The organism is Pseudomonas sp. B21-021 (assembly GCF_024749205.1).
In the GTDB taxonomy this organism is placed as follows: domain Bacteria; phylum Pseudomonadota; class Gammaproteobacteria; order Pseudomonadales; family Pseudomonadaceae; genus Aquipseudomonas; species Aquipseudomonas paraglycinae.
In genome coordinates this window covers 5,754,250-5,770,738 of sequence record NZ_CP087192.1, presented here as the reverse complement: position 1 = coordinate 5,770,738, position 16,489 = coordinate 5,754,250, and the positions used below count along the sequence as shown (strand labels likewise).

The window sequence follows — 16,489 nt, the reverse complement described above, 5'->3', positions numbered from 1 at the left end:
TTTATGAGCGTCTGCGGTCTGGGCGGCAATTTACTGAAGCTGAGATAACCAGCCTGGTCGAGCGACTGCGAGGAACCGGGGAGTGGAGCAGTTAACTCCGGCGATCCTCGATCAAGCGTGCCAGTCGCTCGACCAGGAGTAGTTTGGGCAAATTCCGCAGCTCCAATGACTTTCACAAGTTTTGCCATGGAAAATATTGCTGCAAACACCAATTTTGGTAGCAACGAAAGCAACGCTCAATGGAATATTGAAGTAGGGATTTGATGCTTCGAGAAGTGGATAATCACTAGCTTTGTCCGATTGATCACCTCTCAGAGCTACTAACGTATGCAGGTAAAGACCGCACGAGAGCCAGGAGGTTTGAGTCGGCTTGCACGAGCTTATGGTCGACCTGAATCGCGGCTGAAATCGCCGACATGAGGGCAACGTTCACCTCTTCTTTGGAGGAGGGGACAGCTTCGGGTTGCAATTTTTTTGATGACTGCACTACATCGTGGTAGTCGCGGTAGCCTAATCCTTTGGAAAGAATCTCACGAGCGTAAGAAAGTCGGATTGGGCTGAATCCAGGCCACTCTCGCTGCAGTTTTTAGCGATGCGTTTGAAGCCGTACTTCGGGTTTAGATCGTCTGGATGAATTGGAACGCGCATAGCACTTCTCCAAAGCGTCAAGGTGTCGGTTGCCCGCTGACTATCGTCGAAATGCGTGCAAGGAGAAGGTAAAGCAACCTGAAGCTTTCGCCTATGCGTACCGACCGCTCGATTCAGGTACTCGAATTTTCAGGTTAGCGCGGTCATGCCCTCTGTCTAGAAAATGGCATGCCAGTATCAGCGAAATGTAGGTTCTCCCGTCAGAGGGACCAGTAAATCTTCTTCGTCATCCGCCTCGCGATCCCGCCCGGGCAGAGTCAAGATTCCCAGGGCGTAGTTGTACCCATCCCCCTCTACCACAAATGCGTGCTCTATGATTTCCAGCCCTTCGGGCTCTTTCGGGAACCAAGCTCGCGCATCAATTCGCGCCTTATCTCCCGACGCTGATCGAATAGAGCGTGCAAGCACTGATGTCGCTGGCACTTCGATGAGATGCTTCGAGGTAGCTAAGTAGGCTCCGCTTTTGAATGCCCGATCATTCGAAGATGACCAATCAAGGAACCCATCCTTGGCGGCAAGTACGACTACCCGCCCAGGAGCAATCTCCCGCCACTTGAGGGCTGCAGCGGTGAGAGATACGTCATATCGATCCGCACAATGTCTGAGCAAATCTATGGAAAGCTCCTGACCGGACACTTGGCTACGGAAGTCGTCAGCGGGCATGAGGAGATAGGAGGCAAATACGTCTGCCTCTGCTTCAATTTTCTTCCCAAGTGCATCCCAGGTGTGCATGTCCTTGGGGGCGCATTGGAAATCCTGCTGCAGATCGCGATGAAGAATGTAGTGAGCGAACTCATGAGCGATCGTGAAGTTAATCCGCCCCGATGACGCCACATCTTCGTTGACGCCAATGATCCACTTGTCCCCCTTGGGGTTTTTTTTGAGCATGCCTTCAAAGCTAGGGATAGGTACCGGCTTGATAGCCGAAATAGGTGCTTCAGGGCACACAGCTTTCGAGTACTCGAGCGCAACCTCCCTAACCTTGATCGGGAACTGGTCGAATCCAGCAGTACGTAGAACCTTCGTGATTTTGTTTGCTTCATTCTTCGGGTTCTTTTGCATCGTCAGTCTTCCCACCAATCGTCCACGATTTTTCGAAGGCGCTTCTTGTCACCTTCGTCAAGCGCTTGATATTTCCTAAAGAAAGCGCTGTCGGTTTCCACATCTTGGGAAGTTTCTGTTGCGCTTCCGAGCAGTGTTTCAGGCGCGAGATTCAACGCGAGTGCAATCTTGTTCACCTTGTCCATTGACGGATTAGGTTTGTCTCGGTTCTCGAGCTCCCACAGGTAGCTTTTACTGGAGTCCGTTAGCTCCGCAAGTCGCTCCAATGATATGCCGAGCTCTCGCCTCCTGGCGCCGATTTTCATTCCAAGGCTTGATGCCACCGTAATCACCTCCTAAGTCGTTCGGTGAGTGTACCACTGTACCGAACGAAAAAAACCCTGTTGACAGGGTGGCTTGATCAGGCGCACAGTGAGGTCGTCGTTCGGTGGCCTGATATGCCAGCGTTCGGTGGGAAGGGATGTAGAGCTTGGCAATATTGTTGGATTGAGCTCTATGTTTAGGCAAGCCGAAGCGTGTAATCGGTCAGCTTGACCGTATGACAATGAGAATAGGCTTAACGCCCGGATGAGCGGAGACGCTACGACGGAAGGGGAATCAAGGGGGGAACGAATGGACTAGCGAAGAAAGAACCTAACCGATAACCGAGTCGGAGGTGCTGGGAAACGCAACTGCAATTGCGCCCCAGCGAGTGCGTGAAGAATGCAAGCACAAATTCAGTATCTTCATGCGCCGTCGGGTAGTCAAGGCTACTCGATGCTCTGACGCACTCATGACGCCCGTCAGGGCACCTGTCCACGCCTGAGAAAAGGCGTGTGGAGATACGTATGAACGAATTTACTCAGAATCATATTTTCATCGCTGGTTTGGATCTCGAGTTCAAACCAGTTCCCCTCAACGACGAGACGCCGATCGGTACACAGATTGCCCGTGCAGGAGGGTTTCTCCCCGATCAGATGCCTACGATTCTTCAGGCACTTCCATCCGGGGCTTTCGAAGATGTTCGCCCGGACGAGCTTGTGGATTTGGCTGCAACGTCGCGCCGCTTCATCGTGGTCGAATCCGATCGCTCCTACTTCTTCGCGGTCGATGGTCAGCGTTACGAATGGCCGTGCAAGATCATCAATGGCCACACAGTGCGGAAGCTGGCACAGATTGCTGAGAACATGCGCTTAGTGCAGCAGCTGGAAGAAGAAGCTGATCGTGAAATCGCAGACGCTGACGTTATCAACCTGGGTGAGGAGGGCATTGAGCGCTTTGTCATCCGTAAGGCAATCTGGAAGCTCAAGATCCAAGGTCGTACCTTGGAGTTCGACAAGCCACAGATCAGTGTTCGTGAAGCTGCTTTGCGCGCTGGGCTGGATGTCTCCCAGCATTGGAAGATTACCCTCACGGCTGCAGGGCATCATTCCGAACTGACTAGCATGGACGCGATTGTTGACCTCAGCGCTCCGGGCATTGAGAAGCTGCGGTTCACTCCTAAGGATGTTGGGAACGGTGAAGTCGCAACAGCGGCCCGTCGTGTTTTCAACTTGCTGCCAGCTGACACGGTGTACCTTGACCAGCTTGGCTTGCGCTGGGAAACCTGCATCGGCACAGATGGTCTGCGTTATTTGGTGATCCACGACTATGAACTGCCGACGGGCTACAACCACCAATATGTCCAGCTGGCAATTCAAGTCCTGGCAGGTTACCCGGTCGAGCCGTTGGACAGCTTCTACTTGTACCCCCATGTGTCGCTGGCCACAGGTGTGCTCCCTCCCAACGTGCAACTGACGGCTCAGATCGATGGTTTGGGCTTCCAGGGGTGGTCACGTCACCGGACAACTGTCCCGTGGAATCCGCATGCCGATAACATCATTTCGCAACTGGCTCTGGTCGAAGGCTGCCTTCACAAGGAGGTTGGTCAATGAAAACTGGGGCGACGCTCGTAATGACCGAAGCCCTGCACTCCGTACTCCGGGAACATCTGTTCCCGGGGGACGGTTTGGAAGCAGCGGCCATCCTTATCTGCACGCGACACGAAGGTGAACGCACCAAGTTGCTCGCTAAATCTGTGATCCCGGTACCCCATGGAGCGTGCGTCAGGGAGAAGGATTTTCTGAATTGGCCTGGCGAGTACCTTGAACTTGCTATAGCGCAGAGTGAGGAAACTCAATCTTCAATCATGCTCGTCCATTCTCACCCAGGCGGCTTCTTGGGCTTTTCAGAACTGGATGATGAAAGCGATCAAATCACCATGCGATCGCTGTACGCTGGAGTGGAGGTCATCCATGGCTCTGGTGTCATGATCCCAGACGGCAGGGTGGTGGCTCGTACGTACGATGATTCGCAACGCCCTACCAATGTACGGCTGGTCTCAGTAATCGGTGACGACATACGGTTGTATTTCGACGGAGTCGAAGGCCATGCAGTCCTGGACGATAGATCTGGAGCGCCGATGGCATTCACTTCTGAAATGACTCAGGCGTTGGCGAAGCTGAGTGTGGCCGTCATCGGGGTCTCTGGCACGGGCTCAGTTGTGGCCGAGCAAGTTACCCGTTTGGGCTTTGGCGAGATCATCTTGATTGACCATGATCGCGTTGAGGAGCGCAATCTCAACCGGATACTCAACAGCACCCTGGAGGACGCGGCCTCCTCGGTATCCAAGGTGGAGATGTTCGCGAGCTCCATCGAACGTGTGCGGGGTAAAGGAGTGGCCCGCCCGATTGCAAAATCGATTGGGACTCGTGAGGCAGTATTAGCGGCCGCTGATGCGGACATTCTCTTCTGCTGTGTGGACACGCGATACGCCAGGATGATCGCTGATCGAATCGCTAGCCGTTTTCTCATCCCGCTCCTTGATGTTGGCGTGCTCATTCCTACGATGAAAGATGAGTTGGGAGTGATGATCGCAGGAGTTTATGGCCGCATAGATTACGTGCAGCCTGGTGGATCATCCCTCTCTGATCGTGAGGTCTACACCGGTGAATCGCTTCGCGCCGAGAGTCTTCTGGCTGCGAATCCTGACGCCTATCAGCAGCAGCTTCAGCATGGGTACATTCGAGGGTTCCATGAGGAAGCTCCCGCTGTGATTTCCCTGAACATGCTCGCGGCATCTTCATGCGTGATGGAGTTTTTGGCCAGAGCATTTCCAATGCGTGAAGAGCCAAACTGCAACTACGCGCGAACCTTGATTAAGTTCAGAGAAGCGGAGCAGGAGTTCACCGCTGAAAATGACTTTCCGAAGACCTCAGATCCAGGGCTTGCGCTTGGCGCCGCTGAGCCGCTGCTCGGGATCGCTGACTTGGCAGGTGGTGTGTGATGCTCAAAGCCGTAAAAAGAGCTCTGTATCGCTGGGTCGATGGCTTGCTGCCCGCTAGGAAATTACAGGTGGTTCAGGGCGATGTCCTGCCTAGCCGGTTGCCTTTTCGCACCCTAACTCTAGTTCAGGATGGCTCGGAGGATTGGTGCGTTGGGTTCAGATGTCCATGCGGTTGTGGTCGGACGATAGAGCTATCACTGCCGCAAGATGTGACGCCAAGGTGGACATGCAGTACCGATTTCTTAGGACGGCCAACGCTGCACCCATCAGTGTGGCTAAAAAATGGCTGTAAGTCGCATTTTTGGCTGCGAGAGGGCAGGGTCATCTGGGTGTGAAGGCGATGCGGATCACTGGCACTTGGGTCAGTGTTTCGCATATCCGGAGAGGAGGGCTATGGGACGGTGCACCTTGCTCCGTCCTGTTCTGACCCTCGCTGCTGTCTGTCTTTTGCGGTTTTATCCTGCCCCCTATGCGTGTCATTGACCTCTGGCGCCGAAATGTGACTTGGCCGGACGGTGACCTGGTGGCAAAAGTCCTTGCAGATACTCAATGTTCACAAGCAGATGTTGATTTCATGTGTCACCGAGGGGCGTGCAGATGATGGTTATCTGCCATTGGAAATGGAGGAAATCATTTCAAGAATTTTGCATCGTAATCAACGACCAGCTCCTCTACGTTCATGCCAGAGAATTTGAAGAACGCACCAAAAGTACACCCATCGATATTTCCATGTTCATCGATGAGCATGGGCATAGGTAGCCCTTCTTTCGGATCAAAGCGTCCGATGCATTCGCCACTAACCTGGTGAGGACAGCCATTGTGTACCCCATACTTCGCGAATCCACATTCAAGGCTGTTAGTGTTGCGTGCGAATGAAGATGGGTTGCCGAGCAATTGATCCATGAACGCTTGGTAGTGGAGCTCGCCTATCAATTCGGTAACGACAGCGTCGTCAAGGGTTGATTGAGCTTGGTACCGCCCTTCGACCAATACTGCGGGTATGCGGAACTCATTAAATAGCATCTCGAGCTCTGCAGTGTTTTGCATCGGGTTCACCGATATCCAGGGCTGCTGAACCCTCTGCTCCATTGCCCTCTTCATGATGTGCTGCATTGGGGATAATCCAGGGGACTGCTCGAGATCCAAGAGCGCTTGAAGCCGTTCTGCCAGAATTTGGCTGAGACCTATGAAATTACATGCGTGCAGCAGCCGATCACAGATTGCTAGGTAGCTTTTACTCCAATCGCTGTTCATTTCGGCGGCGATTTCCGGCGCAGCAGCTAGTGCCTTGGTAAGCAGATAAAATCGCCACGAAGGGTTAGATGCTTGCCATTCATGAGCTGTGGTTGGACTCACGGGTTTCCAGCTGATCTGCAGTGATAGATCGCAGATGACTGGGAAAAGACTCCTGGTGTCCTGCCCGCACTCCGTAATGAACCAGTCGTAAGCAGCAGTGTAGACGTCAGATATCCCTTCTCTGACCCAAGCGGCGGCTTCAGGAAATGAGAGCAGATTTTCCGCGAAGGAACGTTCTAGAAAAAACGCGTGACCTTCCAAAATATCCTTCGTGCAGAGCTCTCGCTGGCCGTTCGCTGATTCAATTACAGGATTGATTTGCCATGGCTCTTTGATGAGTACCAGCTTGAGAGCATCTAAAGTCTTGATGCCAGGGATGCTAACGAAACGAGCTTGGCTGAGCTTATTCTGCTCTGCAAAGACCTGTCCAAGAAACTGGGCGTACTGGTGGATGTCCGGTCGGGTGTTGCAGTTAGACAAGGGGATTCTTGGTGCACCCATGGCTTGGCGCAGCTTTTCCCACATCCTGTGAGTGAATCCCGTGGCTTGTCGATAGCTGCTCCACTGGATGTGTCCATAGCCAGTGAATAGCGTTTGGAAGTAGTGGACGTGTTCATGAAAATACGTGAGCACGCTGCCGTTCGTGGCAGTGTCCCCAGCAAATTTCTCTGCTTTGTCGAATAGTCTGATTTCCATACGTGGGGTGAAGAACGTGCCCAGCGTCGCATTCAAATAAGAGTCCATCGTGTTCCTGTATTCGGCGGAGGGAAATAGGAGATGACATCCAAAAAAACTATTGGTTGACGTTAATCCTAGGCTACTTCAGAAGACGTCTAGCTCGAGGAGTGGCTAGCATTGGGGTTTTGACCAACCAGAGTATTTGAGGCCCGCCTTGGAGCGTGATGTTGCGCCAGATCGGTCGCTCAAATTATCAAAAACACAAGAATGCAGGAAAGAATGTATGCGTAGTTTTCAGGGAGCGGTGCTGTTTGTAGATATGCTCGGATTCAGCGCCCTTACTCGAGGGAGGCTCAAGCTGACCGAGTCAGAATACATGCCATGGAAAATTAAGCCTGGAGGAAAATTTCCACATCAACTGCTCGCTGCGCAGATTTTGTTGGCCTTTCGAAAGGCATTGATGCGAACAGGCCGACGGTTTAAGGCGGTGAAGCTGGCGCAACTATCTGATTGTGCATTTCTTTGGTCAGAAGATATATGCGCGGTAACGGATGCGGGACGCTTCTTGATGCACGAAGCAATTGAGGCAGGTTTATTATGTCGCGGGGGTCTTGCATTTGGAGATGTCCACGAGCCTAACAAAATCGATCATTCTATTGGTGCCTTCATTGTTGGCGATGCTGTGACACGGGCTGCTACCTACGAGACGATGGGCAAAGGGATGCGGATTTTCACAGATTCAGACACCGCCTCTGAAATCCTTTTCAAGCGCCCTCACGAGTCTTTTCAGGCGCTCATCAATCCTCTAGTGGGTGAAACTGTGGACGAATGGCTTTGGTACTCGCCAGAGCCGATACTGGAGCTTTCGCGGGATAGATTGACGTTACGGCCTGCGATAGAAAAGCTGGTGTCATGCCATACCATGCTCCGCTATTCGCCGCGTTTTGCGTGGAATGCAGCATCCCCTGAAGGTTGCCGGCAGTTGGCATGCTCGATTGTTGCCATCTCGGATGCCATGCAAAAACTCTCGCAAGGCTATGGGGAGTATGAATTTACGGTCGAGCATCTTTCGAGTGCAATGCAAACCCGTAAGGACTCGATTCGTGAGAGGGTGCATAAACAGTTTTCCGAGGAGCTTTTAGGGTTGGCAATGTATCGAGATCGCAAGAAAACGCGTGGGTGATGCGACCCTAACCCTGATCTTCATTCAGGTCTCTGTGGAGGGTAGGCAGACGCGTGTCGGGCTTGCTTGGCCTGTTGCGCGAGTGCCTATAAGCGGAGCGCGTGACGTGCGGATGTAAGCCTTCAACCGCCAAGACCAACGCTTGCGTGTGGGCTTGGTTTACGACAGCCGCCCCCGGTAGGGGCGCGCCCAAACCATGGCATCTCACCAACCCGCATAATGAGTAACCCCGGGCCACCGTGCACGACCTAGAGATTCACTCATTTGGATAAGTCCTTTATCCAGGCGACACTGCTAGAGCGTCCTGCATTCCGCATGGTGTCGCCAGTCGGAATGGGCAATACCGAGACTGATCACGCTCCCAACCGTGGGGCTCATAGGCTAAAATCTTGCGTTTGCATCCGCCTGGAGCTCAGAGTGCTCAGAGATAAAGAAATTCGAAGCGCTTTAGTTGACCATCTGATGAAGCGGTCGCCAAGACCTGCTCGGGTGCTCGAAGAGCTCACCATAGATAATGGTAATGCTATTGCTGATGTGGTTGCGTGCTACCGCCAAATGCATTGCTACGAGATAAAAGGCGAAACTGACAACGTTCGACGCGTTTTATTGCAATCGGAATTTTACTCTCGGTCGTTCCCTAAGTTGACCTTAGTAACTACTGAAAATCATATTAGATTTGCGATGGAGAGAATTCCAACCTACTGGGGGGTGATTCTCGCCGCACCTGGAAAAGACCGAACAACCTTACGCTATCTCCGCAAAGCGGGTACCAACCCCATGTTCTCTAAGAAAGATGCACTTCTTATGCTTTGGAAGGCAGAACTGACAGCCCTGGCAACTGCACATCCAAGGGTTATTTTCAAAAAGTCGTTCAACCGAGATACGATTGCAGAGCAGATCAGTTTTCAGCTGAGCCGCGACGACGCCTTGGCAGGAATCCAAAGCGCCCTCGTGGAAAGGCGTTCAAATATTATTGACAACGAATGTGATGTGAGCAGCCGTTGAGCATTTGATCCACGTACCAGGGTTGCCCGTCTTGGGCGCTCGTACCGCAGCCTTGAAGCTACGGTCATGTATGTATTGCTCCCCATACGAGTCCCCTGGAAGCCTGAAGAAAGCCTGTCTAACAATGTTATCCGAGATATCAAAGTATTGGCTGTATTTGTGAGTTTTGAACCGCCTTCCCCGAACAATAAAGAATTTTTCGTGGTAGGTATAGAACACCTTAGGGGCCGCCATGCCGCTTATCAGTTCTGGTTCGATATCCAGATCAGAATATTCCGGACTAATTATTCCGTAATCTCCAAACAAAACCTTGTCGAATTCAGGGGTCGAATTAAGAGCTCGCCAGAGCTTGTACTCCTCGCGATCTATATGAGCTTCAGCGTTGGTTTTGACCAATCCCGCAATTGAGGCCGGAACGACTGAGCCACTCACGACAGCAGCAGTCACCTGAAAATCTTTTTGGAACCCAGCTAGGAACTTTTCTACTTTTTTCTTGGCGTTAATAGGGTCATCGATGATGCGCAAATCAATTAGCAAAATCACTGACTGAGGCTTGGCAGCGGACAAGTCAACCCACAGGGCCTGCAGGTTGCTTTTCGTAAGGTTATAGCTATCAATGTCCACCATCTGTAGCCGAATCCCAACCTCAGAATTTGGCCGTGACTTAATGAAATCGAGGGCAGCAAGGTTATGATCCGCATGACGATCAAAAGCGAGAACAGGCATGATTGGGAAATGTGAAAGTTTACTCAGGATAGTGCGATATTGGGGAACACCGCCCAAATCGATGCTGTCATCGACATCAAAATTGTCGACAAAAAACTTGTAGGCTACAGTTCCCTTCTGCGTGGCCTTTAGAGTCTTATCCGCAATTCTAAGACGTTCAAGAATCTCCGTCTCAGTCATTACTTTCTGAGAGCGAGGAATGTCGTACATTGGTGCGATCTGATTACGAATCGCATCATCGAGCACTCCTACTCCTTGAATTTCGTTCTGCTTGAACTTCAGAAATGGAACATACTTAATCATTGGCGAACCCGAAAGCACGTTTAACGTCCATGCTGTGATGCAGCTCAGGGTAAAGTTTATAGTTTCTGGACTGATGGCGAATCATACCCGCCATGATAGCCGGGTGAATTTCTGCTTTACCACAGAGATCCAGCAACTGTCTTTTTTCAGCCCTAACATTCCAAGCCATCCGCCAATACTGCCTGGAAATCAGGCTGTCTTTAGCAATGATGTTTGCCTCGACCTCCCGATCAGAGTCGGCATCCTCTTCCAGGTTATCCAAGATAGGACTATCTAGGTAGTCATAGTGCTTATGAACATGGGCCAACTCATGCATAAGCGTGAACCAGAAATTGTCATAGCGATTGTATCGAATCGCTATTCCCACAACCGGTGTACCTCCCGAGAGTTTGAATGTGCAACCGTCCATCTTCATAGACTTGAAACCAGGCTCCACCACCAAGAGAACCCCATAAACGCTGGCTAAGTGATCGATAAGAGTGGTGATGCGGTCAGGTTCCTTACTGATAAGCGCGATTTCACGAAGCTGCTCTAAGCTCAAACCTTGGAACCGAGGGATGACTCGGCTCAAGACGGCGATCTTAGATTTCTCGCTGATCAGCGACAACCAAGCTTGGATCTTGGTTTCTTCAGCGGAGTCATTCTTTCGATAGAGCACGGCATTGCTGCTGGTCGCGTTGAGGGCAAGCCGGATGATGAAGTCTTCATACGCTTCGCCAGGTCGTGCATGCGATTTAGCATCGGCTGGCTTCAACGCTTGCCGCAGACTTGTGAGCGCTGCCGTGAAGTCCTCCGCAGCGGCCCGCGAGGATGGGTAGACCTCGAAATCTTCTGGGATGCCATTTGGGACATCAGACATGATGCGCCTCCCCAGCTAATTTCCCAGCAACGTGAGCGGGAGCCTCAAAGTAGCGAAGGTTTTCCTTGTCGGCGTCCGCTTCGTACTCAACCATTCCGAGGAATCGGTAGTAGCCTTCGGCTGTCGGAAGCGAATGCAGACAGAACCCTGGTCGGTAGCCTAGGGAATTCATTGCAAAGCGCGCAGCGTGGGCTATCAGGATCCGGCTGACGCTCCCAAACTGCTTCACATAATTCGGACGATCTCGATTCCAGTACGCTGATGCTACGTAATCGACATAGAAAATTCGTTCACCATCCATCCGGCTTTCCTTCGGATGGTAGATCACACAAGTCGCTTGGATGCGTCCTTGGGCACTGAGAAAAAACCAGTGATACTCGTCGGTGTTTAAAACCATGGCTTTGTCGAGCCACCGCCAACCGATATCCGATAGGCCATAGCTTGGTAGCTGCTGAAAGAATAAATCCCGGTCGGCAGCAGCCGCAGGGAAGTCAGCCAAGAGCTGCCGCACGATCTTGGTTTTCTCGGCCTCCCACTGCTCCTGTAACTGGAGCACATAGGCGGGAACCAACCCCTGGTTAATTTGATAGGGGATCTGCTGCCCGGTATGGCGGCAGAGAAGCGTAGGCTCAGCCATTGAAGCGGGCATCGCTAATGGCTTGAAAGTCGGTTGATCCGAAAGGCGTCATCGTAGAAATCCCTGTCCGATTGATGGCCAGATGATGACACCGTTTGGCTGTCCCCTCAATGGCCCTCATTTTGCCGCCATATGGCCGTACTGCTGCTTTACACGAAGCTTTACGAGTAAGTTTTATCAGTGCCTTTTTCAGGCAATTTTCGTGTTTGGCGTCTAAGTCTCAATCTTTACAGAGGGAGAAAATGGTAGCTTTACAGTTTCTCACGCCGATCTATCATCTTGATTTCTCCTAGGTTTTCTTTACAAAATTGGATCTAAAACTCGATAAATTCAGGAAAAGTCGTTGCTGATCAATCTGTTAATAGCTTTTATCGGTACCCCCGTTCTGATTCGCTGCAGTATCCGCGTTGTCTAGTCCCGAAATAGGTTTACACCTGTTTCACCCTAACGCCCGATGCACCGCATCGGGCGTTTTGTATTTTAAGGACAGGTGCGGGCGCTCTTGGTTGTAGATCAAGATCGCCTCCCGCACCATTTGCTCCGCTTGCGCCAGGTCTGTTGGCCGATGGAGCAAGAGCTCTGTCTTCAAGATGCCATTGACCCGCTCTGCCAAGGCGTTTTGGTAGCAGTCGTAGCCATCAGTCATTGAGCACGTGATGCCATGTTTGGCATGGAGCTTTTGATATAGCGCCGAGCAGTACTGCACACCTCGATCCGAGTGATGAACCAGTTTCTGGCGTGTTCGACGCGTCTTCAAGGCCATACGCAAGGCTTGAGCCACTGAGTCGGCATGCAAGCTGCCATGCACGTGATAGCCGACGATCTTTCTTGAGAAGGCATCCGTCACCAGACTCAAATAGACCGGATCGTCACGTTTGGTGGACAGATAAGTGATATCGGCCACCCAAACCTGTTCCGGACCGGTAGCGACAACTTGCGACGGGCCTGGTTTGAGCAGATTGGGATGGCAGCGGAAGTGATGATGACTGTCGGTCGTTTTGTGATAAGCCCGCTTCCTGCGGACCAGTTGGCGGTAATCACGCAAGACCGCCAATAACCGATCGCGGCCGACATGCAGCTCCTGTTTCTCACGCTCCGCGTGCATCAACGAGTGCAATTTGCGGGCGCCAATGCAGGGTTGGCGTACTCGGATTGTCTGCACAAACTGGATGAGTTTCTGATCTTGCTCGATGCGAGCCCGATAGACGCGATTACGTTTGTAAAAGGCTTGGCGACTGATCCCCATAAACTGGCAAGCCCTGCTGACACTCAGGGTTTGGGTTTGCGCAACGACTTGCCGGGCCGCTTTTTTACGACAGAGACGCCGTAGTCGTTCTTCAGTACATCCACCACGTCTTCAAAAAACTTGGCTTTCTGATTCGCCAGCGCCAACTGCTCCTCAAGCTCTTTGATTCTCTGCTCGGGAGTTAAGGGCAAAGTGGGCTCGTCCATCGGTCGGTTCCTTTGGGAACGAAATGGAGGCGCCTTGGCTCCAGTCTTGCCGACCATGCTTGCGTAACCAAACCAACACCGTCGACCGACCCTGAATTCCGTAGCGCCGTTGAGCCTCTTTATAACTCAACTCGCCTTTTTCGACTTGGTCGACAACCGACAATTTAAAAGTCAGCGTGTAATCGCGTTGACTGCGTTTTGCGCCCGAATCCATTGCATCCTCCTGATAAGAAGCCAGAAGGTGTAAACCTTATTCAGGACGAGACACGTTAAACAAAAAAGGCCCGTCGCTGAATGCGACGGGCCTTTTTCATGCGCGCAGGTTTTTTCAGTCAAGAATCAGATGCGGCAGAAACCGGCTCGAATCCTTGGTAATCAGACTATTGTCTTCCCGCACACCAATCCCCGCCGCCTGATCACCGATTACCCACGAACCGATCAACGTGTAGCTGTCGTCGAACTTCGGCAAAGGGGCAAATTTCTGCAGGATGAAGGGCGCATCGGTGTAGGGCCCATCCTCTTTGACGATCAGACCTTCGGCGGTCTGCAACTCGATGTTGGCGCCTTCCCGGGAGAAGTACGGTTTGCGTACCCAGCCCTTGGGCACCGCACTGCCCGGGTTCGGATCGAGGTGCGCGGCCAGCAGATTCGGGTGGCCCTTGTGCAACTCCCACAGCAGGGGTAGGGCGCCCTTGTTGGAGAGGATCGACTTCCACGCCGGTTCGAAAAACTGGGTGTCGCATTCGGCAATTGCCGCGCCGAACGGTTCGTGGAAGATGAACTCCCAGGCGTGCAGTTTGAACAGGTGCGGGATCCAGCGATCCTCGAGATCCACGAAACGACCCTCAGCGCTCAGGCCGATGTCTTCGATGTCGATGTGCCGCGATTCGATGCCGACCTTCTCTGCGATCAACCGCAGGTAATCCGTGGTGCCCTTGTCTTCCACCGAGTCTTTCATCGAGGCGAAGTAAAACGGCCGCGTGAGTTTCAGTTGGGCAAAGGCTTCGTGCAGCCGGGTGTCGATGCTGTTGAACTGGTCTGCATGGCGCGGCAGCATCCCGCGCTCGATGCATTGTTCCAGCCAGCCCCACTGGAACGCCGACGCTTCGTAAAGACTGGTCGGCGTGTCGTAGTTGAGTTCGAGCAGCTTCGCCGGGCCGTTGCCGTTGTAGGAGAAGTCCATGCGCCCGTACAGATGCGGATGACCTTCCAGCCAGGACGTTCGGATCATGTCGTAGTACGGCGCCGGAATGCTCAGACGATCCAGCAGTTCTTCGCTGTGCACGACGCGGTCGACCAGGTCCATGCACATCTCATGCAGCTCGGTGGTCGGATCTTCCAGGTCGTTTTCGATCTGCGCGAGCGTGAACTGGTAGTAGGCGCGCTCGTCCCAGTACGGCTCGTCGTCGATGGTGTGAAACAGAAAACCGAGGCTTTCGGCGGTCTGTTTCCAGTCGTGGCGCTCGGCGCAGTGGATCTTCTTCATGGTCAGCTGCTCGAACGGCCCCAGCCGCCCCAACCGCTGCGTGCGCTGGACTGGCTGCCGAAACCGCCACGAGAGGTGGACGAAGCCACGTTGACCGGTTTGCGGTAATCGCTGTCATAGTCCCGCTGGCTGCGGCTCGGTGCCGACTCGATCCGACGGTTCAGCGTCGAGGTGTCGTAGGTCTGGCGGGTATTGCGCTCGCGATAAACCGGCCGCGAGTCGCTCGCGCGGTTGTTGCTCATGGCATTGCCGATCAGCCATCCGGTGAGCCAGCCGTTGCCTGCACCGCTGGACGAGTGCGAAGTGCTGGTCTGATTGCTCTGTACGGCAGCCGCATCGCCGGCAGGCATCTGCGCATTGGCGATCGCATCGAGGTTCTGCGCCGGCTCACCGTCCTGCGGCACCTTGAAGCCACCGAGTTTCGGCACGAAACGGCCGGCGGAATTTTTCTGACACCAGTCAGCGGCAAAGTCCGCGTCGCAGGCAGCCTTGTCGTCGTAGGCCGGGGAGATTCGCCGGTGTTCGGCCAGGGCCGCGACGTAGGCGTTCGAGCAGACATCCGGCGCCACTTCGGCGTCGACGCATTGTTCGACGCTCTGGAAGTTGCGTTGCTGTTCCTGGGCGGCCACTTCACCGGAAATCGCCAGGGCCACGGAAGCGGCCAGCGACAGTTGAACGTACTTGCTTCGTTTCATCTCAGGCTTCCTGCCGATCAGTAGGACGGGGTCATGCACGCGGCGTTGAGCATGCCGACGCTGATCGCCACCGCCGCCACATAGATGCCCGCGGCGATTTCACCGTTGGCGATGCGCTGGGACGTGCCCTTGAGCACCAGACCGGTCGCCAGGAAGGCCAACAATTGCACCGCGGCCGCGATCACTGCCCAGAGAACGAAGTCGAGGACGTTGATCGAATGAGCGATCACGTTGCTGGCCGGAATCGCGAAACCGATGATCGCGCCGGACAGGGCAATGGCGGCGGCGACGTTGCCGGAACGGATCAGCTCGAATTCCTTGTGCGGCGTGACGCGGGTGTAGACGAACTGAAACAGCATGAACAGCAGCACGGCGCCGATCAGGTAGGCAACGAAACCGACCAGCGCGGCTTTGTTCAGGGAAATGGACAACGCTTCCAGCATGGAAAACTTCCTTTTAGATGGTGCTCAAATCGGTGGTGTACAGCGAGATGCCCAGCGAGGTGCTCAGGCTGACAGTGCCTTCTTCGTCCTGTTCGACGGAGAACAGCAAGAGTTCGCGGCGATCGGTCAGGCCGGTCTCGCGGGCGTACAGCATCGAGTGATGGTTGATGGTGTAGGACTCGTCCGGGTTGATCACCTGTTCGGTGAGCGGCACCAGTTCGGTCTGGCCGCGTTCGGTGCCCCATTCACGGGTGTATTCGACACCTTCATGGCGATAGGTCGGCAGGCCGATCTGACTGTTCGGACCGGCCAGACGCTGCAGTTCGGCGTCACTGTTGACCGTCACATAGCTGACGTAATTGAACAGCGTCACCGACTCGATCTGGTCGTCGCCCGTGACATGGATCTGTACCCAGAATTCTTCGTCGTTCAGATAGTAGCGATGCAGTTTGTTCGACTGGCCGAGATCGATCCAGCCGGCGCTCCAGATGGCCTGAGCGTCGGGAACCCGCACTGAAGTGCTGCCGTCGAGCAACAGGCCGAGGGTCGTGTCGAAGCGGATCGCCTTGCCCTGCGCCAGTCCGAGCGGGCCGCCGGCAGACTCTGACGCCGGCGCGGCCGACTGCCAGTTGCTGGTGCCGAGCAAATCTTTGAACCATCCCATGGGTACATTCCTTGAAGCGGGTGAAGATATTCGTTGGCAAAACGCCGC

The 16,489-nt window shown here is 53.5% G+C and carries 15 protein-coding genes and 1 pseudogene; 5 read left to right on the top strand and 11 right to left on the bottom strand.

Annotation, left to right across the window (positions count from 1 at the left end; genetic code table 11):
- Window positions 1–825: 825 nt before the first annotated feature.
- Together LOY31_RS25975 and LOY31_RS25970 are read right to left on the bottom strand one after the other, a co-directional pair.
- Window positions 826–1,710 carry an ImmA/IrrE family metallo-endopeptidase gene (locus LOY31_RS25975; protein WP_258712421.1) on the bottom strand — a complete coding sequence of 295 codons (885 nt, stop codon included), beginning with the start codon at window positions 1,708–1,710 and terminating at the stop codon, window positions 826–828.
- Between the two features lie 2 nt (window positions 1,711–1,712).
- Window positions 1,713–2,033 carry a helix-turn-helix domain-containing protein gene (locus LOY31_RS25970; RefSeq protein ID WP_160042032.1) on the bottom strand — a complete coding sequence of 107 codons (321 nt, stop codon included), beginning with the start codon at window positions 2,031–2,033 and terminating at the stop codon, window positions 1,713–1,715.
- Window positions 2,034–2,537: 504 nt separating this feature from the next.
- Here LOY31_RS25970 and LOY31_RS25965 point away from each other — a divergent pair.
- Genes LOY31_RS25965 through LOY31_RS25955 form a run of 3 tightly spaced genes read left to right on the top strand, consistent with a single transcriptional unit; the run spans window position 2,538 to window position 5,349 of the window.
- Window positions 2,538–3,623, top strand: a complete 1,086-nt coding sequence (locus LOY31_RS25965; protein WP_258712420.1) for a multiubiquitin domain-containing protein — start codon at window positions 2,538–2,540, stop codon at window positions 3,621–3,623.
- A gap of 20 nt (window positions 3,624–3,643) precedes the next feature.
- Entirely contained in the window at window positions 3,644–5,014 is a 1,371-nt protein-coding gene (locus LOY31_RS25960) for a ThiF family adenylyltransferase (RefSeq protein ID WP_258712419.1), read from the top strand.
- Entirely contained in the window at window positions 5,014–5,349 is a 336-nt protein-coding gene (locus LOY31_RS25955) for a DUF6527 family protein (protein ID WP_258712418.1), read from the top strand. The genes LOY31_RS25960 and LOY31_RS25955 overlap by 1 nt, the downstream gene beginning before the upstream one ends.
- Window positions 5,350–5,644: 295 nt before the next feature.
- Here LOY31_RS25955 and LOY31_RS25950 read toward each other — a convergent pair whose 3' ends face one another.
- Window positions 5,645–7,054: a hypothetical protein gene (locus tag LOY31_RS25950; protein ID WP_258712417.1), complete on the bottom strand. Its 1,410-nt coding sequence runs from the start codon at window positions 7,052–7,054 to the stop codon at window positions 5,645–5,647.
- A gap of 217 nt (window positions 7,055–7,271) precedes the next feature.
- On the opposite strand from LOY31_RS25950, the gene LOY31_RS25945 reads away from it, so the two are divergent.
- Window positions 7,272–8,171, top strand: a complete 900-nt coding sequence (locus LOY31_RS25945; RefSeq protein WP_258712416.1) for a hypothetical protein — start codon at window positions 7,272–7,274, stop codon at window positions 8,169–8,171.
- 417 nt (window positions 8,172–8,588) lie between these two features.
- A complete protein-coding gene (locus LOY31_RS25940) occupies window positions 8,589–9,176 on the top strand; it encodes a sce7726 family protein (protein ID WP_258712415.1) in 588 nt (195 codons plus the stop codon).
- On the opposite strand, the gene LOY31_RS25935 is transcribed toward LOY31_RS25940, so the two are convergent.
- The 8 genes and pseudogenes from LOY31_RS25935 to LOY31_RS25900 all read right to left on the bottom strand — a co-directional run bounded on the left by LOY31_RS25935 (window position 9,135) and on the right by LOY31_RS25900 (window position 16,441).
- Window positions 9,135–10,205 carry a beta family protein gene (locus tag LOY31_RS25935; RefSeq protein WP_258712414.1) on the bottom strand — a complete coding sequence of 357 codons (1,071 nt, stop codon included), beginning with the start codon at window positions 10,203–10,205 and terminating at the stop codon, window positions 9,135–9,137. The genes LOY31_RS25940 and LOY31_RS25935 overlap by 42 nt on opposite strands.
- A complete protein-coding gene (locus LOY31_RS25930) occupies window positions 10,198–11,064 on the bottom strand; it encodes an ImmA/IrrE family metallo-endopeptidase (protein ID WP_258712413.1) in 867 nt (288 codons plus the stop codon). Before LOY31_RS25930 ends, LOY31_RS25935 begins: the two co-directional genes overlap by 8 nt.
- Complete coding sequence (locus LOY31_RS25925; RefSeq protein WP_258712412.1) at window positions 11,057–11,701, bottom strand: hypothetical protein; 645 nt, start codon at window positions 11,699–11,701, stop codon at window positions 11,057–11,059. Before LOY31_RS25925 ends, LOY31_RS25930 begins: the two co-directional genes overlap by 8 nt.
- 439 nt (window positions 11,702–12,140) lie before the next feature.
- Window positions 12,141–13,367: pseudogene (locus tag LOY31_RS25920) on the bottom strand (IS3 family transposase).
- 114 nt (window positions 13,368–13,481) lie between these two features.
- Window positions 13,482–14,639 (bottom strand): glutathionylspermidine synthase family protein, encoded by a 1,158-nt coding sequence (locus LOY31_RS25915; RefSeq protein WP_221535151.1) that lies wholly within the window; start codon window positions 14,637–14,639, stop codon window positions 13,482–13,484.
- A gap of 2 nt (window positions 14,640–14,641) precedes the next feature.
- Window positions 14,642–15,334 (bottom strand): DUF1190 domain-containing protein, encoded by a 693-nt coding sequence (locus LOY31_RS25910; RefSeq protein WP_007955628.1) that lies wholly within the window; start codon window positions 15,332–15,334, stop codon window positions 14,642–14,644.
- Window positions 15,335–15,351: 17 nt separating this feature from the next.
- Window positions 15,352–15,777, bottom strand: a complete 426-nt coding sequence (locus tag LOY31_RS25905; RefSeq protein ID WP_074691674.1) for a DUF350 domain-containing protein — start codon at window positions 15,775–15,777, stop codon at window positions 15,352–15,354.
- Window positions 15,778–15,790: 13 nt separating this feature from the next.
- Complete coding sequence (locus LOY31_RS25900) at window positions 15,791–16,441, bottom strand: DUF2491 family protein (RefSeq protein WP_011336162.1); 651 nt, start codon at window positions 16,439–16,441, stop codon at window positions 15,791–15,793.
- Between the last annotated feature and the right edge of the window lie 48 nt (window positions 16,442–16,489).